Origin of the sequence: Amycolatopsis sp. NPDC051061 (genome assembly GCF_040682935.1) — a bacterium.
Lineage (GTDB): Bacteria > Actinomycetota > Actinomycetes > Mycobacteriales > Pseudonocardiaceae > Amycolatopsis.
The window spans coordinates 1-20,939 of the sequence record NZ_JBFBBZ010000052.1; the positions used below are offsets into that span (position 1 = coordinate 1).

A 20,939-nucleotide genomic window follows, 5' to 3' on the forward strand; every position below is an offset into this window, starting at 1 on the left:
GCAAGAACGGCCTCCACATCATCACCGCGCTACGCGACGCCATCACCGGAAACCCCTGGCTGCCAACGAACACCGAAATGCCCTGAACAGTTACCCTGATCGAGTGATGAACATGCGTTCGTGTGCCGGTAATCTTGGTGTGTGGACAGCGATGCGGTGATGCGAGCGGATGCGGTGGCCTTGGCCGACCGCATCTCCGCGCTGCTCACTGTGGTGCGGTCCGCCGAGGCCGAGATCGGTTCGCTGCTGGTGGAAATCGAGTCGCGCGGTGTCATGGAGTTGTTCGGCTACCGTTCTGCCGCACGGCTCTTTGAGCACCTCGCCGATGTTCCCAAAGCTGCCGCTGAGTCTGTGGTGAAACGAGCCCGTGCCCTCACGCCCGGCCGGAACCTGGATGGCAGCCCGGTGGCTGCTGTTGCTCCCGCCACCGGCGCTGCCGCGTCGGATGGCCGGTTGAGCACCCCGATGATCGACACCATCGTCGGAGTCATGACCCAAGTCCCGCCCGAACACCGCGACGAGGCCGAACAGCATCTGCTCACGTTCGCCGAAGACGCCGGGCACAAGCAAGTCGCAGCGCTGGGCGCACGGATCCTGGCGCACCTCGACCCCGACGGCCAGGCCCCCGACGAGGTCGAACCCGCCACCCCCAACCGCGAACTCTCGTTACGCCGCAAGAGAACCGGGGTCTGGGAACTGCAGGGTCGCTTCGACGACGAAACCGGCACCCGCGCCAGCGCTTTGCTCGACTCTCTGGCCCAGCGCCGCACCACCGACGAGGGCCCGGACGTGCGTTCCCCACAGGAACGCTACGGCGACGCGTTCTCCGACGCGATCGATCTCGCCCTCAACACCCCAGACCTACCGATGCAGGCCGGCGAACGAGCCCACGTGATGGTCGCCGTGTCGCTGGAAGACTTGAAGTCGGGCGTCGGCCGGGCCATCCTCGGCGACACCGGCACTATGTCGGCGGCCGAAGCCCGGATCCACGCGTGTGACTGCATGCTCATCCCCGCCGTGCTCGGCACGAAAAGCGAACCCCTCGACCTGGGACACCAACGCCGCCTGGTCCCACCCGGAATCCGCCGCGCGCTGTACCTGCGCGACCGCGGTTGCGCCTTCCCCGGCTGCCATCGCCCACCGCGGCACTGCCAGGGCCACCACGTCCGGCATTGGGCTGATGGCGGCTCCACCGAGCTGGGCAACATGGTGCTGATGTGCGCTCATCACCACCGGCTGTTGCACCGCTCGGGCTGGCAAGTCCGCATCGCCGCCGACGGCCTCCCGGAGTTCTTGCCGCCGGTGTTCCTGGACAAGCGCCGAAAACCCAGGCGCAACAACCTGCACCAACCGTTGCCGTTCGCGGCTTAGACAATTGACACGGGAAAGGCCCGCAGCCACCGGCTACGGGCCTACACCCACCGTCCTTGCCGTCCGTGCGCCTGGCCACATCTCAAACCCTGCGAGGCCTCACCGCTTCCCGGGCCGCACCTCCTGAGGAAACCGCTGGAGCGACTTCTCATCAGCCGCTCTCACCTGCCACCGACTGGCCATCGGCGCAGGGAATTCATCCCGCTGAACCACCCTGACTCACGTAGCGTCGAGCTGAGCCAGCAGTGGTGCCAGTGTCTTGATCCCCGCCGTCACCGCTGCCCTTCCCTTCGCCGAACTCACCAGCGGCTGTTGCGTCATCAGCACCACCACATACCGCCCGCCCACGACCCCGGTCGTGTTCAGCACCAGCGCGTTCCGCAGGATCATCCACCCCTGCTTGATCTGCCACGGCCGACCCGGCAGACCGTCCGGGATGCCGAAGTACTGGTCCCACCCGTCGTCCGCCGGGTTGCGGGCGGTGCCCAGCGCCGCCAGCAATGGGGCCGCCACGTCTTCCGGGATCGCGTCCGTCAAGTACTCGTACGTCGCCACCACGTCGCTCGCGCTCGTCTTCGCCATTCCCCACTGGGCCGGGTCGGTCGGCGGTGTCGTGTGCTCAAGACCGATCAGGGCCGCCGTGCGGGTCACTATCGCGTTGCCGCCGTTCTGCTCCCAGAACGCCGACGCGATCGCGTCGTTGCTGCCCTCCAGCATGTCCGTCAGGTCCTCGACCGCGTCCGCGTCCGGGAGGGCCCAGCCGTCGTTCGAACGGACCTCGTCGATCGCGATCAGGAGCTTGACCACCGATGCCGTGTAGTACGGCTGGTCCGCGTCGACTGAGGCCAGTGCCTTGCCCGACTCGCGGTCGTACAGGACGAATCCGACACTCGTGCCGCGCGACGCTGCCGTTACTGCGTCGCTCACCTCGCTCGCCACCGATGACAAGTCCGGGTACGGGACCTCGGACGTCGACGCCGCCGGGCTCACGGCCGTGTCGTCGGGGGAGCCAGGGGAGCCGGAGGAGACGGAGGAGACGGAGGAGACGGAGGAGACGGAGGAGACGGAGGAGACGGAGGAGACGGAGGAGACGGAAGCAGCTGGTGGGGCCGACGTCACCGCCACCGTCGTCACCAGGTGCCCACCGGCCGCGACCACCGCCCCGGCCGTCAGCACGGCCGCCGCCAGCCCCGCGCTCGCCAACGTCCACCGGATCCGTCTTCCCATGCCTGGTCAACGCCCGGCGGCGCCGGATCGACCTGTCGTTTCGCTGTGTCTTGCTGTGGGAATACTGTGGCCGCCGCCGGGCGCTACGTCATGGTGTGAGCGACTTGAAGATTCTGGTGGTGGGCGCCGGGGCGACCGGCGGGTACTTCGGCGGACGGCTGCTGCAGGCCGGCCGCGACGTCACCTTCCTGGTCCGGCCGGCCCGGGCGAAGCTGCTGCGGGAACGCGGCCTGCGGATCACCGGCCTCGGGGAAGACACCGTCCTCGAACCGCCGCTCGCCGAGACCGGAACCCTCGACCGGACCTACGACCTCGTGCTGCTGGCCGTCAAGGCGACCGGCCTGACCGCGGCCATCGACGATTTCGCCCCGGCGGTCGGCCCCGGCACGCTGATCCTCCCGTTCCTCAACGGACTCGCGCACATCGACGCCCTCGACGCGCGGTTCGGCAAGGACGCCGTGCTCGGCGGGGTCGCCAAGGTGCAGACGACCGTCGACGACGAGGGCGCGATCCGGCGGCTCGGCCCGCTGCAGAGCCTGGCCTACGGCGCTCGGACCGAGCCCGCACCCGACAAAGTCGCGGACGTCGACGCGGCTCTGAAGAACGCCGGGTTCACCGCCGCCCTGGACGAGCGGATCACCGAGTCGATGTGGGCGAAGTGGGTGTTCATCGCCGCGATCGGCGCGGTGAACACGCTCATGCGCGGCACGATCGGCGACGTCGTCGCCGTCCCGGGCGGCACGGACTTCGCCGAAGCCGTCGTGGCCGAAGCGGCCGCTGTCGCCGAGGCAGCCGGGTACCCGCTGCCCGCCGGCGATCTCGCGGCCACGCGCAAGACCGTCACCGACCCCGGGTCGGGTGGATCTTCGCTCTACCGCGACCTGCTCGGCGGCCACCCGGTCGAGGGGGACCAGATCTTCGGGGATCTCACCGCGCGTGCCCGTGAGCTGGGCGTTGCCGTGCCGCTGCTCGATCTCGTCACCCTGCAACTGCGCGTGCACCAGCACCGCATCGGGTGACCCGGTCACCGAGAGCGCTTTGCCCACACAGGCCGGGGATCGTGGTCTTTCGGGCATCGGCGTGGCGGTGCTGACGCGGTGTCACCGGGCACTGATAGCCTTCGGCAGGAAAGTTGCTTGAGGGTTTGACAAAGAAGCAGCGAGGGGAAATGGCGGACAGGTTCGAGTTCGTCCTCGAGGTCGTCGAAGCCCTCGTCGTCGGCCGGGCGACCGGTGGCGACGTCCGGCGCTACCCGTTGCGCGCGGGCAACCTCCCGGCGGACCCGGTGCGGTTCGTCGGAGTCGCGCGCCAGGTCTACGACGCGCTCGAGGAGCGACGGCTTTCGGTGTCGGGCGAGCTGCACCCCGGGGTGCGCACGGCGTTCGAGCTGCTGACCGAGCCGCGCGTTTCGGTTGCGGTGAGCGGGATCGACGGCCTCGGCGCCGACGTCGCCGTGCTGGTGGTCACCGACGGCGCCCAGGCGCTCGGCATCACCCAGGCCCCGGAGACCGACGAGCTGCTGTTCTCGCTGTTCGCCGACGAAGACCTGGTCGAGGTCGTCACCGGCGTGCTGCCCCCGGCCCCGGCCGCGACCACCGGCAAGCACGTCGTGCACCGCGCCGCCGGACGCGAGGTCTCGGCCATGACGGCGAAGCGGATCGCGGACGCCGAGTTCGACGAGGAAGAGACCGACGCCTTCGGCATGATCGAGGTCAAGGCCGTGGTGCGGCCGGGCCGCCGGCCGCCGGCGCCGAAGCCGTCGGACGTCGCGGTGCTCGAACGCGTGCTGGCCGAACCGCGGCTGGGCGGCGGCCACATCGCCGTCACCGCGCAGGGCCGGCGCGGCGAGCGGCTCGCGGGTGAACCGCTGAGCTGGCTCGACACCGCCGACGGCCGCTACCTGGTGCACACCAAGACCGGCGAGTCGGGCGAGCTGACGGCGGAGTACGTCCCCGCCGGGCGCGCCGACCTCGCGCGCGCGATCCGCGACGCGATCGCCGCCGTCTACTGAGCGGGAAGGGAAGACAGTCCTGATGACCGACGACACGGCGATGGCCGCCGAGGTTCTTCAGCCGGCGTTACAGGCGCAGACCGCGACCGAACCCGCGCAGAAGGCGCTGCTCGCGGCCCGGGTCGGCCTGGCGGGCGGTGAGCTGAAGCGGCTCGCGCAGTCCGGCGGCTTCGCCATCGACGACACCACGGGCAACCAGCTGATCGACGCCCTCGAAGGCGTGCTCGAGTCGCTGGAGCAGCGCTGGGCCAACCTCCAGCGGCTGCACGACGCGCCCGCGATGAGCCGGACCGCGACCGGCCAGTGGGTCTCCGCGCACATGGTGAGCACCGCGGCCGACGAGCACGGCCTGGTCACCCAGCTGCAGGCGGCGCGTCAGGAGTTCCCGACCTACGTCGAGGCCATCAAGCTGGCCAAGCAGAACTACAAGTCCCGGGAAGAGACCACGCGCACGACGCTGACGTCGCTCCCGACCGCCGACCAGAGCTGAGGGAGACCCGTGGCACCCACCGCCGAGTCCGTCTCGGATCCGTCGTCTCCGGACTACGACAAGCACAGTCCGCTCTACGACGTGACGGCCGATTCGTCGTCGAAGTACTACGTCGGGCCGCTGAAGACGGACAACACACCCTCGGGTGACGAGATCCGTAACATGGCCACCCAGCAGATCGACGACGAGATCCGGGCCGGCTGGCTCGGTCCCGCCGTCGACCCGGTGCTGCGCGACAAGAAGATCCAGGAGCTGTACCAGCAGCACCTCGACAACGCCAAGCACGGCCTCGACGAGGGCCTCACCATGCGTGAGAACGGTGGCGCACCGAAGACGCTGTGGGCCAACGCGAGCCACGAGCAGATGAACGAGGCCATCACGCAGGACGCCAACCCGGCGACCGTCGCGGAGACCTCGGAGGAGTGGGTCGCGGTCGGCAACGACCTGGGCACGCACCAGAAGACCCTCGGCGACGCGATCAACGCCAGCACCAGCAACTGGCAGGGTGACGCCGGCGACGCCGTCCGCGAGCACCTCGCCGGCGTCGGCAAGTGGCTGGGCGCGACCGCGCAGGGCGCGACGCTGGCCGGCCGGCAGCAGGAGATCCACTCGCAGGCGCTCAACGAGACCCAGCGGCAGATGGCGGCGAACCCGCCGGTGCAGTTCGACCTGCAGAGCACCAACCAGCGCCTGATGTCGATGACCGACCCGGTGCAGTACGCGGCGGCGGCCGGCGAGGCCATGCAGACCTACCGGGCGCAGACCGCGGCCCGGGACCACGCGGCGCAGATCCTGACGCAGTACGACGACACCATCGGCGGCGCGGTCGCGACGCCGAGGTTCCCGGCTCCGCCGAAGCTGCCGTCCGCGACGGCGCGGTCGGCGACCAGCCCGGCTTCGGGCGGTGCCGGCACCGGGGCGGACGGCTCCCAGCCGCTGATGGCGCGCGCGGCGATGGACCCGCTTTCGGCGCGGATCCCGGGCGAAGGGACCACGAGCGGTCCCGACGGCGTGAACGGTCCGGGCGGCGCGGGCGCGTCCGGTTCCGGCATCCCGGGCGGCGGCTCGGGAGCCGGTGGCTCGGGAGCCGGTGGCTCCGGGTTCTCCGGTTCCGGCATCCCCGGCGGCGGATCCGGCGCGGGCGGTTCCGGGTTCTCCGGCGCGGGCATCCCCGCCGCCTCGGGTGGCGGTGGCGCCGGCGGCATCGGTGGCGGCGCGGGCGGCTCCGGCTTCACCGCGCCGAACTTCGACGTGCCCGACACGCCCGGCGGTGGCAGCTTCAGCGGCGCCGGCATCCCCGGCTCGTCGATGCCGGTCGGCGGCGACTCGACGACGTCCTCGGGCTTCTCGCCGTCCGGGATCGGCGGCGGCGGAGGCACCGGCGGCAGCGGCTTCACCCCGGGATCGATCCCGGGTATCCCGGACACCTCGGGCGGGGGCGGCGGCAGCATCCGCGGCGGCGGGATCCCCGGGTTCACCCCGACCGGCATCGACCCGATCACCGGCCTGCCCACCGGCACCGGCCCGGGCGGCATCCCCGGCGGCGGCATCGGCGGCGGCAAGATGCCGACCATCGGCCGCGGCGGCGGGATCAACGGCGAGAGCATCGCGAGCCGGCTCGGCGGCATCGGTGGCGGTGGCGCCGGGGGCGGGTCCCTCGGTGGCATCGGCGGCGGTGGCTCGGGTGCCGGCGGCGTCGGCGGTGGTGTGCGCGGCACGGGCGCGGGCAACCTGAGCGGTGGTGCCGCCTCCGGCGCGGCGGCGGAGGCCGAAGCGGCGGCGGCGCGCAACGCGGGCATGGGCGGCAAGGCCGGTGCGGCGGGCAGCCCGGGCATGGGCGGCATGGGTGCCGGCAAGGGCGGCAAGAAGGAAGACGACAAGGAACACAAGGCCGCCGATTACCTCGAGAGCGACGACCCGAACTTCTTCGCGGGCGAAGAAGCGGTCGCGCCCCCGGTGATCGGCGACTGGAAGAACCAGGATTGGAAGTGAGCGCATGACAGCCGGCGGCTTCGAGGTCGAGCCGGACGAGCTGGTCGCGCACTCGAGCCACGTCGAGAGCCTGGTGGACCGGCTCGCCACGGCGGCTTCGGCGGCGGACTCGGCGATGTCGGACCACGCCTACGGGCTGCTGTGTGCGTTCCTCCCGCCGATCATCCGGCCGACGGGCGAGAAGGCGAAGGAAGCGCTGGACGCGTCGAGCGAAGGCGTGCGCGGGCTCGTGGACAACGTCAAGACGGCCGCGCAGTCCTATCGCGACGGCGAAGAGGCCAACGCGCAGCCGTTCGAGCGCCAGCTCGCGGCGGCGCCGCGCACGGCGGATGCGAAGGTGCAGGCATGACGAGCCCGAACGGCCTGGGGGACCTGATGCGGGACCCCGACGAGGCGATCCGCCGGATGGACGACTGGGCGGCCGGCTTCGCGGCGAAGGCGGAGCGCTACCAGGCGGCCCAGGAGCAGACCGAACGGCTACGGCTGACCGCGAGCAGCAGCGACGGCGCGGTGAGCGTCACCGTCGGCGCCGACGGCACGGTCACCGACCTGACGTTCAGCAACAAGATCAAGTCGTTCCCCCTGGACGAGCTGTCCCGGACGATCCTGACGACGATGCGCCGGGCCCAGTCCGGCATCGCCGAGCGGGTCGCCGGGGTGATGTCGGAGGAGCTCGGCGACGAGGACCGCGAGACCCGGACGCTGCTGCTGGACAACCTCCGCGGCCGGTTCCCCGACCCGGACGAGCCGGACGACCCGGTGCCCGCCGACCCGCCGCCCGCGCCGCCGCAGCCGCCGCCCGCCGCGGGTGCCGGCACGCCTCCGGCGTCGCCGCCGCGCCGCGCGGGTGCCACCGACCCGGACGAGCAGGACAACAACCCGTGGTGACCAGGCCCGCCGCGGCGGGGGGCTGACGAACCGGCCCTCCGTGCGGCGTGGCCCGGCCGGGCGGTATTGCTCGACAGACGGCCTCCGGGGGTCGACACTGAGCCGATGACCGGCCTGATCACCGGCAGCCGTGTCCGCCTGCGCCCCGCCGCAGCCGCGGACGCCGCCCGGTTCGAGGAGATCCTGTCGCACCCGGACGTCGCCCGCTGGTGGGCGGACGCCGAGGAGCCGGTGGCCGCCCAGGTGTCCTACTTGCTGGACCCCGACGAGGGCACCACGACCTACGCCATCGAGCACGAAGACGTCGTCGTGGGCATCGAGCTGGCCTTCGAAGAGGCCGATCCACAGTACCGGCACGCCGGGATCGACATCGCGATCCACCCGGACTGGCAGGGCCGCGGCCTCGGCTCGGACGCGATCCGGGCGCTGGCCGAGCACCTGTTCGGCCGGCGCGGGCACCACCGGGTCGTGATCGATCCCGCGGCGGACAACAAGTCCGCGATCCAGCTCTACCAGTCGCTCGGCTTCCAGCCGGTCGGCACGATGCGCTCCTACGAGCGCGGTCCGGACGGCAGCTGGCACGACGGGCTGCTGATGGACCTGCTGGCCGAAGACCTCGTCCCGGCGTTCGCCGGCTCGTGAGCGCGGAAGCCCCGGCCGGGGCGGCCCGGCAGCTGCGGCGAGTCGCCGTGGCGAGCGCGATCGGGACCACGATCGAGTGGTACGACTACTTCATCTACAGCACGGCGACGGCGCTCGTGTTCGGCAAGCTCTTCTTCACGACGCTTTCGCCCGCGTCCGGCACCCTCGCCGCGTTCGCGACGCTCGGCGTCGGGTTCCTGGCCCGCCCGGTCGGCGGGATCCTGTGGGGCCACTTCGGCGACCGCGTGGGCCGCAAGGCGATGCTGGTGCTGTCGCTGCTCCTGATGGGCGTGGCCACGGTCGGCGTCGGCCTGCTGCCCACGTACTCCGCGATCGGCGTCTGGGCCCCGATCCTGCTGCTGGTCCTGCGGTTGCTGCAGGGGTTGAGCGCGGGCGGCGAGTGGGGCGGTGCGGCGCTGATGGCGGTCGAGCACGCGCCGGAGGGGCGGCGCGGGCGGTACGGCGCGTTCTCGCAGATCGGCGTCCCGGCCGGGCTGATCCTGGCGCAGCTGCTGTTCTTCATCCTCGGCCGCAGCCTGACCGACGCGCAGTTCGCGGCGTGGGGCTGGCGGGTGCCGTTCCTGGCGAGCATCGTGCTCGTCGGCGTCGGCCTGGTGATCCGGCTGCGGATCGAGGAGTCCCCGGTGTTCGCGCGGCTGCGGGAGTCGGAGGCGCGCAGCAGCCGGCCGATGGTCGACGTCTTCCGCGAACGGCCGCGAGCGCTGCTGGTGGCGGCGGGCAGCTTCATCGCGAACACCGCGATCGGGTACATCTTCCTGGCGTACCTGCTGTCCTACGGCACGTCGGTGCTGAAGATCGATCGGACCACACTGCTGGTGGTGGTCATCGTCGGCAGCGTGACGTGGCTGGTGAGCATCCTGGTCACGGCGGCGTGGTCGGACCGCGTCGGCCGCAAACCGGTGTACCTGGCCGGATCCATCCTGCTGGTCGTCTGGCCGATCCCGTTCTTCCTGCTGGTGGACACCAAGGCCGCGGTCTGGCTGATCGTGGCCGTGGTGGTGCTGAACATCGGTCTCGGCGCGACGTACGGGCCGCAGTCGGCGTTGTTCGCGGAGCTGTTCGAGCCGCGCTACCGCTACAGCGGCGCGTCGTTCTCGTACGCGGTGGGCGCGGTGCTCGGCGGCGGGTTCGCGCCGCTGATCGCGACGGCGTTGCAGACCGCCACCGGAACTTCGCTTTCGGTGTCGCTCTATCTCGTCGCGGTGGCGCTGCTCAGTTTGGTGGCGGTGCTGTTCATCCCACGCTCACAGGCGGTCTAGGCGGACCGCGGCGGCCATCCGCTCGTAGCCCGCGTCGCCCGGGTGGAGGTGGTCGCCCGAGTCGTAGGCGGCGAGCATCCGGAGCGGGTCGGCCGGGTCGCGGACCGCGGCGTCGAAGTCGACGACGCCGTCGAAGACGCCGCCGGTGCGGATGAACGTGTTCACCGCGGTGCGCGTCGCTTCAAGGGTTTCGTCGTAGACGCGCCAGCCCTTGAACGGGGTGAGCGTGCCGCCGAGGACGCGGATGCCGCGCGCGTGCGCCTGCGTCACCAGCTGGCGGTAGGCCGAGGTGATGGCGCCCGGGTCGGTCTGGTGCGGGTCCTGCTGGATGTCGTTGATGCCCTCCAGCACGATCAGCGTCCGCACGCCGCCGACGCTCAGCACGTCGCGGTCGAAGCGGGACAACGCGTTCTGGCCGGCGCCCGACCCGGGCACGTCGAGCAGCAGCCGGTTGGCGCTGATGCCCGCGTTGAGGACGCCGAAGCGGCCGTGCAGCCGGTCGGCGAGGTAGTCCGGCCAGCGGTGGTTGGCCCCGGCGACCGAGCCGACACCGTCGGTGATCGAATCGCCGAGCGTCACGATCGAGGCCTCGGCCCCGCCCTGGACGTCGACGCCGGAAACGTAGTGCCACACCGACGTCTGCTCGGTGTAGGGCGCGCCCGACTCGCTGCCGGCGAAGTCGCCGGCGCGGGTGAAGTACGACGTCTGCGACGCGGCCGGGTGGTAGGTGACGGGCCCGGACTTCGTGGGCACGTAGGTCGTGACGAGCAGGTTGGCGTCGGCCGGGATCCGGACGTTCACCGGGTCGCTGAGGGCTTCGGCGCCGGCCGGGACGACGACGCTCGCCGCGCCGCCGAAAGTGAGGGAGCGCAGGGTGCCGGGCACCGCGTCGGGGCCGGTGCCCTGGACCGCGACGGTGACGTGCCCGAAGGTCAGGGGAGAGGCGCCGAAGGCGTTCGAGAGGTGCACGCGCGCCCGGTTGCCGCCGGCGCTGCTGTGCACGACGTTGCGGATCGAGTAGCCCGGGTAGCCGTCCGGGGTGTTGGCGACGGCGGACGCGGGCGAGGCGGCCCACGTGCCGACCCAGCCGCCGACGGCGTGCTCGGCGACCACCGGGAGAGCGCTTTCCGGATGGGCGCTGACCGGGTTCGCGCTGCCGGATGTCGTGAGGATGCCGATCCCCGCCAGTACTGCCGCGCTCAGAGCCAGAAAGCGTCGCATGCACTCACAGTGGCGCGGCTGCTCCGAGCCAGGGACCGCTGATCAGGTGACCGAATCGGACAAGATCCCGGACAGTTCGGACGGCGGCGGAGCGGGCCCGTCCGGGATTCTGGGGATGCCGGACGGGCCCGCGCGAGGTGGCCGTTGCCGCGACGGCCGCTCGCCGGAGTGCCCGGTCCCGATCGGGCGGAGGCTGGCCCGGATCGTTTGCTTCGTGGCGACTCCGGAGGGCGTGTGCGAGACGCCCTCACCCAGAGCACGGGCACCGGCCCGGGGCGGTTCAGTCCGTTCGCGAGGTTTCTCGCCCCGCCGGTCGACTCCGAAACGTCCGAAACGCCGTGAAGGCCACCTTCACGAACTTGAAGTTCCTGAAGGTGGCCTTCACGGCGTTCGAGCGGGAGGCTCAGGCTGCGGCGGCGGGAAGATCCGAGCCGAGCGCGCGGTGCCCGGCTTCGGTGAGTTCGGCGGGTGCCCATCGGCCGACGATCGTGACGCCGACGGCGCGGATCAGCCCGGCGCGGGCGAGGTCGTGGGCGGTGTTCTGGTCGCAGCAGGACAACCCGTCCACGCGGAGGTCGGGTTCACAGCTGCAGCGGAGCTCGGCGCGACCCTCGCCGACCGCCTTGAGCATGGCGATCGCGCGGCGGTTCAACGCGCTCGGATAGGTGGACATCGGTCTGGCCTTTCGACGCGGCTGGTGGTGGCGGCGAGTGCTGCAGCTCGTTACCGAGAACTACGGGCCGGACACGAGCACGGTTCACAACGATCGCGCCGGTTGGCCCCTTGACAGCGGCAGGCGTAACGAGCAGGGTCAGTCATCGGATGAATCAGCTCCGCTAGCGACAGAACCGCCTGCCAGGGGCGGACTCTGTCGTCATTCCGTCGTAGTCATCCGATCCCTGGAGGTTCAGTGACGACCTTCCCCCGCCGTCAAGCCCTCGGTATCGCGCTGGGTGGCGCCGTCGCCCTCAGCGCCGCCGGTCTCAGCCCGGCTGGTGCCGCCTCGCCCGTGGACGCCGTCCCGGACAGCCCCGGCACGCCGATCGTCCCGCCCCCGCCGCCCGTCCCGGTCGCGCTCGACGCCTGGTTCTCGAACGACGGCATCGACAGCGCGTCGGCCCCGGGCGGTGACTTCGACGGCTCCGGCTACACCTTCCCCGCCGAACACCTGCCCGCCGGGCAGACCGCCACCGTCGGCGGCGTTCCCTTCGAGCTCGGCTCCGCCGCGGCCGGCGCCAAGAACGACATCGCCGCCACCGGCCAGACGATCGACCTGCCGAAGGGGCGGTACTTCGTCGCCTACTTCCTGGTCGCCGCCAGCTACGGCACCACCGGCGGCACGGCGACCGTGCACTACGCCGACGGCAGCACGAGCGCCGGCTCCCTCTCCGGCCCCGACTGGTACACCGGCACCGGCGCCCTCGTCTCGCCGTTCCGCTACGCACCCGGCGGAGTCGTCGACAACAACCCGGTTTCTCTGGCCACCGGCCAGGTCTGGATCGACCCGGCCCGCGACGCCGTCGCCCTGACCCTCCCCACCACGGCGACGCCGGCGCCCAACGTCTCCAGCCTGCACGTCTTCGCGCTCACCCTGCAGCCGGTCGCCGTGGGCCGCTCGGCGTTGATCCTGGACGGCCGGTCGACGGCCAACCTGCTGACCGACGGCGGTCCGCAGGCCGTGGAGGCGACCGTCGTGAACGCCGGCACGGTGTGGCTCGGGGCCCGCGACAAGATCACCGTCACCGTCGACGTCCCGGGTGGCCGGACGACCGTGCCGGCGACCATCCGGGCGCTGGCGCCGGGGGAGCAGGCGACGGTCCGGCTCGGGCTCGCGCCGAACGCGTCCGTGCCGCCCGGGACCACCACGAACGGCCAGGTCCGCGTCACGGCCGGGCGCGGCACCCTCGCCACCCAGCAGGTCCCGATCACCCTCGGCGTCCCGGACTTCCGGCCGACCGACGCGTCGCTCTCGACGCACCGCGCGCCGTACTGGTTTACCGACAGCAAATTCGGCATCTTCATCCACTGGGGCGTGTATGCCGTGCCGGCCTGGGCGCCGGTCGGGCAGCAGTACGCGGAGTGGTACTGGCAGAACCAGCAGGACCCGAACGGCGCGACCTACGCCTACCACAAGGAGAAGTACGGCGAGGACTTCGCCTACGACGACTTCATCCCGATGTTCACCGCGGCGAAGTTCGACCCGCGCACCTGGCTGAAGCTGATCGCCGACGCGGGCGCCGAGTACTACGTCCTGACGTCCAAGCACCACGACGGCTTCGCCTTGTGGGACACCAAGGTGAGCGACCGCAACTCCGTGAAGCTCGGCCCGAAGCGCAACATCATCGACGAACTCTTCACCGCCTCGCGGAAGTACACCCCCCAGCTGCGCAACGGCCTGTACTTCTCGCTGCCCGAGTGGTTCAACCCCGACAACCCGTGGATGGGCCACGCCCCCCGCAACCCCTACACCGGCGCGCCGCTGCCCTACACCGGTTACACCGCCGGGAAGGACTTCGTCCGCGACTACCAGGCGCCGCAGGTGCTCGAGCTGATCTCGGAGTTCGACCCGGACGTCCTGTGGTTCGACATCGGCGGCGTCAACGACAGCCGGACCGTGCTCACCGAGTACTTCAACCACGCGAAGAACCGTAAGCGCCCCAAGGACGTCACCTACAACGACCGCGGCGGCATCCCCGACCACGACTTCACCACACCGGAGTACACGACGTACCCGAACACCGTGGTGGCGAAGTGGGAGTCGAGCCGCGGCCTCGACCCGTTCTCCTACGGCTACAACCGCGCGACGCCGGACGACCGGTACATGACGGCGGAGGAGGTCGTCCGGACCCTCGTCGACATCGTGTCGAAGAACGGCAACTTCCTGCTCGACATCGGCCCGGACTTCGACGGCACCATCCCGGACGTCATGCAGAAGCACCTGCGCGACGCGGGCGCGTGGCTGAAGGTCAACGGCGAGGCGATCTACGGCACGACGTACTGGTCGCGGATGGCCCAGCTCGGCGACCTGCGGTTCACGGTGAAGCAGAACGAGGCGTTCTACGTGCATTCGCTGGTGGCGCCGGGCAGCAGGCTGGTGGTCGACGCGCCGGTCCCGATCCGCCCGGGAGACCGCGTGACGCTCTTGGGCTACCGCGGGAACCTGCACTGGACGGTGGAGAACGGCTCGCTGGTGATCGACGTCCCGGCCGCGGCCCGGCAGGCGGGCCGCTTCGCCTGGGTGTTCAAGATCGCCTGGAGCTAGGCGCTGCTAAAAATCCGCGTTCTTGCCGATGTACAGCTCCGCGAACGCCGCCGCGGCCGCGGGCGAACCCAGCAGGCGGCGCATCCGGGCCTCCGCGATGCGCGCCGCGAACCGGTTCTCGCCCGTGGCCGCGGTGTTGTGGAAGATGTCCGACAGCCACAGCGAGAACTCCTGGTACTGCCACACCAGCGGCAGGCAAGCGTCGGAGTACCCGGCCAGCCGCGTCGGCTCGCCCGCGTAGTGCGCCTCGTACGCTTCCGCGAGCAGGAACGCGTCGTGCAGGGCGAGGTTCATGCCTTTCGCCGCGATCGGCGCGACCAGGTGCGCCGCCTCGCCCGCCAGGTGCAGGCGGCCGTGCGTCATCGGCTCCACGACGTAGTTGTGCATGTCGAGGATCCGCTTCTCGATCAGCTTTCCCGCGATGATCGGACCGTCCGGTACCGCGAGCCGGGCCTGCAGCTCCGTCCAGACGCGCTCGTCGGGCCAGTCCGCTTCGGTTTCGCCCGCCGCGGTCTGCAGGTAGAACCGCGTCACCGTGGGCGTGCGGGCCATGTGCGCGCCGAACCCGCGCGGGTGGATGCCGAACAGCACCCCGTCGGCGGACGGCGGGGCCTCGGCGAGCAGGGCCAGCCAGCCGATTCCGTAGTCGTGGTGGGACTTCACGGTGGTTTCCGGGGGCAGGTGGCCTTGGGAGACGCCGCGGGCGCCGTCGCAGCCGGCGACGAAGTCGCAGTCGATCCGCTGCTCGCCGTCGGCGGTCCGGAACGTGACGGCGGGGGAGTCCGACGTCAGGTCGTGCAGCCGGACGTCGGAGACCTCGAAGACGGCTTCGCCGCCCGCCTCGGTGTACTGCGTGACCAGGTCGGTGACGAGAAGTTGTTGCGGGTAGACGAAATGGCGCTGTCCGGTGACGTCGCCGTAGCGGAAGGTGTGCCGGCGGCCGGCGAACCGGAACTCGAACTTCTCGTGCCGCGGCGCCTTCGCGACGAGCTGCTCGCCGAGCCCGCGCTGTTCGAGCCCGCGGACCGCCCACTCCTCGATGAACCCGGCCCGCGGCCGTTGTTCGATGAACGCCCGGCTCTCCTGCTCCAGCAGCACGCAACCGATTCCCGCGCGCCGCAGGAGGTTCGCCACCGTGAGTCCGGCCGGGCCCGCCCCCACCACGGCCACCGCCGTGCGCCTCGCCACCATGCGCCCGAGGGTAGCGCGAACCGGACGAAACGTTCAGTAGTACTGGCGAAGTACCGGCCACGCCGTCGACCACGGTTCGGTCAGCGTGCACAGGGAGAGCGCGACGCCTTCTTCGTCGTTGTCGACGCCTTCGGCGTTGTGGTGCTTGGCCACCACCCGGCACCCGGTGATCAGCCGTGCCGCGGGCGAGCCGCGTTCCCAGCCGCCGACGAGCAGCACCGGGCCGACCAGCCGGTCCGGCGGCGGCCCCCAGTCGGCGTAGGACATGTGCGGCGAGTACGGCTGGGGCAGCCCGCGTGCGGGCCCGTAGTACTCCAGCGCGCCGGCTTCCCCGTAGTTCCCGGCGACGATCACCGCGGTGTCCCGCTCGGTGGCCGGGATGCGCGCCCACGCGCCGGCGACGGTGTCGGCGAACTCCGGCCAGCCGACCTGTTCGCCGGGTTCCTTGTTGACCGCCAGCAGCGGGCCGTTCAGGGCCGTCGCCGGCACCACCGGGAGTCCGGTGAGGACGGACACGACCGCGCACACCACGGCCGCCGCGCCGGTGAGCACCCGCCGCGGCACCCCGCCCCGGCCCAGCCACCGCAGCGCCGGCTCCGCGCCGAGTGCCACGAGTGGCAGCAGCAGCGGCACCGAGTAGTACGGCTTCCCGCCCAGGACCAGGAGCTCGGCGCAGACGACCGGGTAGGCGATCGCGAGGGCGCGGGCCCAGCGCAGGCCGGGATCGCGCCACGGCCGCACGAGCCCGGCGATCCACACCGGAACCAGCACGGGGGAGAGGTAGACCAGCTGCATCGGCACGAACAGCGCGCGGTTCTCGCCGCCGTCGTCGTCGCTGATCCCGCCGGCGACGGTGAGCATCGGCCAGCCGTGCGACGCCTGCCAGAGGACGACCGGCGCGGCGAGCACGGCGGCGATCCCGATCCCGGCCGCGAGCCACCACGTCCGCAGCACCCGGCGCGGCCCGGCGATCGCCACGCCGATGCCGAGGCCGGACAGCAGGAGCAGGACGAGCCACTTGTTCGCCATCCCGAGCCCGGCCGCGGCGCCGACGGCGAGCCACCACCGGCCGTCCCCGGTGCGCAGGAGTTTCAGCCCGAACAGGGCGATCAGCGACCACAGCAGCACGTCGGCGGAGTTCGTCGCCAGCATGTGCGACACCACGAGGATGTACGCCGAGAGCGCCGTCGCGATCGCGGTGAACAGCTGCGCGCCGCGGCCGCCGCCGAACTCGCGGGCGATCAGCGCGACGATCACGACGGTCGCCATGCCGAGCAGGGTCGCGGCCACGCGCAGGCCGGACGGCGTTTCGCCGAACACCGCTGTCGACGCGCGTGCGAGCCAGGGCGTGATCGGCGGGTTGTCGACGTAGCCCCAGTCCGGCCGGCGGCCCGCGGCGAGGAAGTACAGCTCGTCGCGGTGGAAGCCGTAGCGGCCGGACAGCACGGTCAGGATGACCGCCTGCGCGGCGACGACGATGCCCACCGGAAGCGCGGCGAACCGCGGCAGCTGTGCCAACCGGGCCCCCGGCCCGGGCCGGGGGCTTCGCCACCCGGACCCCCGAAAAGCTCGCGCACGACCGGCCCCCATGGCAGTCTCCCCTCGGCGTGCCCGGATGCTACGCCGGTGATCATGCTTCCGGGAGCGCTCCGACGTATTCTCCGCCCGCGTCGGCGACCAGCTCGGCCAGGGACTGCGCGCGGCGGATGGGCGTGAACTCCACGTGTCCGCGCGCGGACACGGTGAAGCCGTGCACGGCCGGGCGCGGCAGCGTGTTGTAGGCGTAGTGCGCGCCGAAGTAGTAGGCGCCGGTGTCGTGCGCGACGACGAGGTCGCCCGGCTCGAGCAGCGGCAACGGTCGTTCTTTCGCCAGCAGGTCGCCCGCGAAGCAGAGCGGGCCGGCGATGTCCTGCTCGACGTCGGGCCCGGTCTTCGGGCGGCCGGCGGCGTCGAGCGCGGTCAGCCGCAGCGGCCAGTGCTCCGGCTGGAGGACCGTGCGGGCCGCGACCTGCGCGCCCGCGTGCGTCACGGCGATGGGGCGGCCGCCCGCGACCTTCGTGTACTCGACGGTGCTGACCAGGAAACCGCTCTTCGCCAGCAGGGACCGGCCGAACTCGGTGACGAAGGTGTAGCGCCCGTCGGCCAGCGCCGGGACTTTCGCCAGCAACGTCGCGACGTACTCGGCGTAGGTCGGGCCGGGATCCTCGGAGGCGAAGTTCACCGGCAGGCCGCCGCCGAGGTCGAGGCTGGTGACCTGCCGGCGGCCGGCCGTGGCGTTGATCTCCTCGGCCAGCTCGTGCACCGCGGCGACGCCGTCGGCCATCAGCTCCGGCGGGCAGCCCTGCGAGCCGACGTGGACGTGCAGCCGGGTCAGCCACGGCCGTCCCGCGAAGGCATCGATGATGAGATTTCGGTTGTCGCGCAGGGGAATGCCGAACTTGGACGTCGTGGTCGCGGTGCTGGTGTCGCCGATCCGGCCCGCGCCGACCTGCGGGTTGATCCGGAGCCCGAGCACCGAGCGCGGATCGTTCCCGACGAGGTCGTCGAGGCGGGCGAGCTCCTGGAAGTTGTCGGCGTTGATCGCCGTGCCCTCGCGCAGAGCGTGCAGGAGCTCGGCGGCGGTCTTGGCGGGGGAGTCGAGGACGAGCCGCGGGCCGCGGACACCGGCGGCTTCGGCGACCGCCGTCTCGCCCGGGCTCGCGACCTCGGCGTCGACCCCGAGGTCGGCGAGGTACCGCAGGACGGGCGCCAGGCCGCACGCCTTGGCGGCGACGGTGTGCTGGACCCGGCCGAGCGGCGCGAACGCCTTGGTCAGGTCTTCGACGGCTTCGCGGATCCCGGCGAGGTCGACGAACCCGGCCATCGGGTCGAGGAGGTTCTCCGCCGCCGCGGCGGCGAGGGCGTGGAGCTTGCGGTCGGTGCGGTTCACGTTCCCAGTCTCGGGTGGACCGCGCGAGGCGGTCCAAGACTTCGTCCCTCTTGATCTATAGGTCCGTCCTATAGTGGCTGGGTGGATCTGCGCCGATGGCACTACTTCGCCGTGCTCGCCGAGGAGATGCACTTCACGCGGGCGGCCGCGCGGCTGTTCGTGTCGCAGCCGTCGCTGAGCCAGCAGATCCGGGCGTTCGAAGCGGAGCTGGGCGTGGCGCTGCTCGACCGTTCGGGCCCGCGGTTCGGCTTGACGGAGGCGGGGCGCGTCGCGGCGGCGGAGGCGAGGGAGCTGCTGGACCGCCTCGACCGGGCGCGCGGCGTGATCGCGGCGGCCGGGCGCGGCGACGCGGGCCAGTTGCGGATCGCGTACACCCGTTCGGCGCCCGGCCCGCTGGCCGGCGACCTGGTGGCGGCGTACCGGGCGCGGCACCCGGACGTCTCGCTGGCCTTGGAGACGGGGTGGACGAGCCTGAACCTGGCGCGCCTGGCGGCGGGCGAGATCGACGTGGGGTTCGTCCGGCCGCCGGTGGTGTCCCCGGGCATCGAGGTGGCGGTGGTGGGGTCGGAGGAGGTGCTGATCGCGCTGCCGTCCGGGCACGCGCTGGCCCGGCGGCGCGGCCGGTTGCGCCGGACGTGGATCGCGGCGGAGCCGGTGGTGTTCTGGCCGCGCGAAAACGGGCCGGGCCAGTACGACGCGATCAGCGCGCAGGTCTGGCCGGGCGGGGTGCCGCGGATCGTCCGGGAGGAGCCGGAGGACGAGCAGCTGATGCGCGCGGTCGCGGAGGGTGCGGGGGTCGCGGCGGTGCCGGAACACCGTGCACGCGGGTTGAAGCGCCGCGGCGTGGTGCTGCGACGGCTGGAAGACCCGGTGCCGGTGATCGAGCTGGGGCTGGCTTGGCGGGCCGGGGTGGTGGCGCCGGTGGTACGGGGATTCGTGGAGCTGGCCCGCGGGGGCGCGCAGGCGTAGGCGGGGGCCGGCGATCCGGATCACCCGGGCGGGGCGGCCCGCGCGGCGTATGCTCGCGGGCGGACAGGAGGGGATTTCCCATGGCAGGCCACGAAATCACCGATCGCATCGCCGACCTGATCGACGAGGAGCACCGGCTGCGCAAGGGTGCCCTCCACCACGGCGGGCTGACCGCGGAGGAGCGCTTCCGGCTCAAGGAGCTCGAACACCAGCTCGACGCGGCCGTCGACCTGCTGCACCGCCGTCAGGCCCTGTCGGTCTTCGACGACGACTGAGCCGACGGCCGACGCGCCGCCGTCTCAGTCGTCTCAGTCGTCTTCGGGGTCGATCAGGTGTGGCGCAGCAGGGCGCCGAAGCCTTCCCAGAGGTCGAGGCGCTCGTCGAGCACCACCACTTCCGCGCCGGTGGCGATCGCCGCGAACGGGATCGCCTCGTCGGCCCGGCGCTGCTCCGGTTCCGCGACACCGAGTGCCTGCAACCCGGCCTTGCCCACCGCGACCTGCGCCGGCTCCGGTCCCGCGAACACCGCGGTGTCGCCGGGGGAGCCGACCAGCAGGGTGGCCACGTTGGCCTCGGCCAACGCCGCCGTCACGGCTTCGAGCCCGCTGACCGCCCGGCCGGACGCACGGCCCGACTCCGCGCGGAACGTCTCGGCGACGTCGTCGAGGCTCGCCAGCCGGCGCCCGGCGAGCAGTTCGCCGACGTGCCGGTCGAGCTCCTCGTGCGACGAACCCGGCGCCCGGCTGCCGCCGTCGACCTCGCTGGTGATCCGGCGGACCGGTTCCGGCAGCCGGTCGCGCAACGCACTGCGCGCCTGCACGTCGCCGGCCAGGACGACCAGTCCGGCGTGGGAGCGCTCGACCGCCTTCGTGACGTGCCGCGCGACCTCGTCGAGGTTCTGCCGGGCCGTCTCGCCGGTCTGCTTCTCGCGGTGCGTGGGCCCGCCTCCGCCCTGGACGGCGGGCGGATCCGCCCCTTCGACCGTCTCGGTGTGCGGCGCGCCGCGGCCGTGTCCGGTGATTTCGGCGCCGGTCTGGTCGGTCACGACGACCAGGTACGGCAGGGTCTCTGCCTCGTGCGTCGCGAGCGGCAGCAGGTACGGCAGCGCCGAGAAGCGCACCACCGGGGCCGGCGGCGGGGCGGCGAGGTGCCGGTCGAGCACGACCGAGCCGTGCGCGGCGACGATGCTCCGGCCGGCCTTGCCGACCGGCGGCTCGCTGTCGCGGACGGCCCGCAGGACGGCCTCGATCGTGGCCGGGTCGGCCCGCTGGTCGCTCAGCGCCGCCTCGATTTCCTTCAGCCGGAGTTCGAGCTGTTTGGCGGCGTCCTCGGTGTCGTGCGAGAAGTCGAAGTGCACGGACGCGAACGGCCCGGGAGCCGTGGTGAGTTCGCGCAACGGGGAGGTGTCCACAGTGGACTCCTTTCGGTGCTTGACGGTCAGGAGCTTCGTCCCTGTTGCCCGGCGA

At 72.0% G+C, this 20,939-nt stretch carries 19 protein-coding genes; 12 read left to right on the forward strand and 7 right to left on the reverse strand.

Annotated elements, in window-relative coordinates; genetic code table 11:
* Window positions 1–141: 141 nt before the first annotated feature.
* Window positions 142–1,371 carry a DUF222 domain-containing protein gene (locus AB0N03_RS42785; protein WP_364385209.1) on the forward strand — a complete coding sequence of 410 codons (1,230 nt, stop codon included), beginning with the start codon at window positions 142–144 and terminating at the stop codon, window positions 1,369–1,371.
* A 219-nt stretch (window positions 1,372–1,590) separates the two neighbouring features.
* On the opposite strand, the gene AB0N03_RS42790 is transcribed toward AB0N03_RS42785, so the two are convergent.
* A complete protein-coding gene (locus AB0N03_RS42790; protein WP_364385212.1) occupies window positions 1,591–2,598 on the reverse strand; it encodes a hypothetical protein in 1,008 nt (335 codons plus the stop codon).
* Between the two features lie 104 nt (window positions 2,599–2,702).
* On the opposite strand from AB0N03_RS42790, the gene AB0N03_RS42795 reads away from it, so the two are divergent.
* From AB0N03_RS42795 to AB0N03_RS42830, 8 genes are all read left to right on the forward strand, one after another.
* The gene (locus tag AB0N03_RS42795; RefSeq protein WP_364385215.1) at window positions 2,703–3,617 is read left to right on the forward strand and encodes a ketopantoate reductase family protein; all 915 of its coding nucleotides are present in this window, start codon (window positions 2,703–2,705) and stop codon (window positions 3,615–3,617) included.
* 149 nt (window positions 3,618–3,766) lie between these two features.
* Window positions 3,767–4,609, forward strand: coding sequence for an ESX secretion-associated protein EspG (locus AB0N03_RS42800; RefSeq protein WP_364385218.1), 843 nt, complete (start codon window positions 3,767–3,769; stop codon window positions 4,607–4,609).
* A 22-nt stretch (window positions 4,610–4,631) separates the two neighbouring features.
* Window positions 4,632–5,099, forward strand: coding sequence for a hypothetical protein (locus AB0N03_RS42805; RefSeq protein ID WP_364385221.1), 468 nt, complete (start codon window positions 4,632–4,634; stop codon window positions 5,097–5,099).
* Window positions 5,100–5,108: 9 nt separating this feature from the next.
* Window positions 5,109–7,091 (forward strand): hypothetical protein, encoded by a 1,983-nt coding sequence (locus AB0N03_RS42810; RefSeq protein ID WP_364385224.1) that lies wholly within the window; start codon window positions 5,109–5,111, stop codon window positions 7,089–7,091.
* A 4-nt stretch (window positions 7,092–7,095) separates the two neighbouring features.
* On the forward strand, window positions 7,096–7,440 hold the full coding sequence (locus tag AB0N03_RS42815; protein ID WP_364385227.1) for a type VII secretion target: 345 nt from the start codon (window positions 7,096–7,098) through the stop codon (window positions 7,438–7,440).
* A complete protein-coding gene (locus AB0N03_RS42820; RefSeq protein WP_364385230.1) occupies window positions 7,437–7,979 on the forward strand; it encodes a YbaB/EbfC family nucleoid-associated protein in 543 nt (180 codons plus the stop codon). Before AB0N03_RS42815 ends, AB0N03_RS42820 begins: the two co-directional genes overlap by 4 nt.
* 105 nt (window positions 7,980–8,084) lie before the next feature.
* Window positions 8,085–8,621 (forward strand): GNAT family protein, encoded by a 537-nt coding sequence (locus AB0N03_RS42825; protein ID WP_364385233.1) that lies wholly within the window; start codon window positions 8,085–8,087, stop codon window positions 8,619–8,621.
* The gene (locus AB0N03_RS42830) at window positions 8,618–9,901 is read left to right on the forward strand and encodes an MFS transporter (RefSeq protein WP_364385236.1); all 1,284 of its coding nucleotides are present in this window, start codon (window positions 8,618–8,620) and stop codon (window positions 9,899–9,901) included. The genes AB0N03_RS42825 and AB0N03_RS42830 overlap by 4 nt, the downstream gene beginning before the upstream one ends.
* Here AB0N03_RS42830 and AB0N03_RS42835 read toward each other — a convergent pair.
* Together AB0N03_RS42835 and AB0N03_RS42840 are read right to left on the reverse strand one after the other, a co-directional pair.
* The gene (locus tag AB0N03_RS42835; RefSeq protein ID WP_364385239.1) at window positions 9,887–11,122 is read right to left on the reverse strand and encodes an SGNH/GDSL hydrolase family protein; all 1,236 of its coding nucleotides are present in this window, start codon (window positions 11,120–11,122) and stop codon (window positions 9,887–9,889) included. The genes AB0N03_RS42830 and AB0N03_RS42835 overlap by 15 nt on opposite strands.
* Before the next feature lie 403 nt (window positions 11,123–11,525).
* Window positions 11,526–11,795 carry a hypothetical protein gene (locus AB0N03_RS42840; protein WP_364385242.1) on the reverse strand — a complete coding sequence of 90 codons (270 nt, stop codon included), beginning with the start codon at window positions 11,793–11,795 and terminating at the stop codon, window positions 11,526–11,528.
* 237 nt (window positions 11,796–12,032) lie between these two features.
* Between AB0N03_RS42840 and AB0N03_RS42845 the strand changes: the two genes are divergently transcribed.
* A complete protein-coding gene (locus AB0N03_RS42845) occupies window positions 12,033–14,384 on the forward strand; it encodes an alpha-L-fucosidase (RefSeq protein WP_364385245.1) in 2,352 nt (783 codons plus the stop codon).
* Window positions 14,385–14,390: 6 nt separating this feature from the next.
* Here AB0N03_RS42845 and AB0N03_RS42850 read toward each other — a convergent pair whose 3' ends face one another.
* The 3 genes from AB0N03_RS42850 to AB0N03_RS42860 form a co-directional block, all read right to left on the reverse strand.
* Window positions 14,391–15,575, reverse strand: a complete 1,185-nt coding sequence (locus tag AB0N03_RS42850; RefSeq protein WP_364385248.1) for a 4-hydroxybenzoate 3-monooxygenase — start codon at window positions 15,573–15,575, stop codon at window positions 14,391–14,393.
* Between the two features lie 33 nt (window positions 15,576–15,608).
* The gene (locus AB0N03_RS42855) at window positions 15,609–17,093 is read right to left on the reverse strand and encodes a glycosyltransferase family 39 protein (RefSeq protein WP_364385251.1); all 1,485 of its coding nucleotides are present in this window, start codon (window positions 17,091–17,093) and stop codon (window positions 15,609–15,611) included.
* A 112-nt stretch (window positions 17,094–17,205) separates the two neighbouring features.
* Window positions 17,206–18,504: a diaminopimelate decarboxylase gene (locus AB0N03_RS42860; RefSeq protein ID WP_364385254.1), complete on the reverse strand. Its 1,299-nt coding sequence runs from the start codon at window positions 18,502–18,504 to the stop codon at window positions 17,206–17,208.
* A gap of 81 nt (window positions 18,505–18,585) precedes the next feature.
* On the opposite strand from AB0N03_RS42860, the gene AB0N03_RS42865 reads away from it, so the two are divergent.
* Both AB0N03_RS42865 and AB0N03_RS42870 read left to right on the forward strand, forming a co-directional pair.
* Window positions 18,586–19,473, forward strand: a complete 888-nt coding sequence (locus AB0N03_RS42865) for a LysR substrate-binding domain-containing protein (RefSeq protein WP_364385257.1) — start codon at window positions 18,586–18,588, stop codon at window positions 19,471–19,473.
* Between the two features lie 80 nt (window positions 19,474–19,553).
* Window positions 19,554–19,748 (forward strand): DUF2630 family protein, encoded by a 195-nt coding sequence (locus AB0N03_RS42870; protein WP_364385260.1) that lies wholly within the window; start codon window positions 19,554–19,556, stop codon window positions 19,746–19,748.
* A gap of 53 nt (window positions 19,749–19,801) precedes the next feature.
* Here the strand turns inward: AB0N03_RS42870 and AB0N03_RS42875 are convergent, their stop codons facing one another.
* Complete coding sequence (locus AB0N03_RS42875; protein ID WP_364385263.1) at window positions 19,802–20,884, reverse strand: hypothetical protein; 1,083 nt, start codon at window positions 20,882–20,884, stop codon at window positions 19,802–19,804.
* Window positions 20,885–20,939 lie beyond the last annotated feature (55 nt).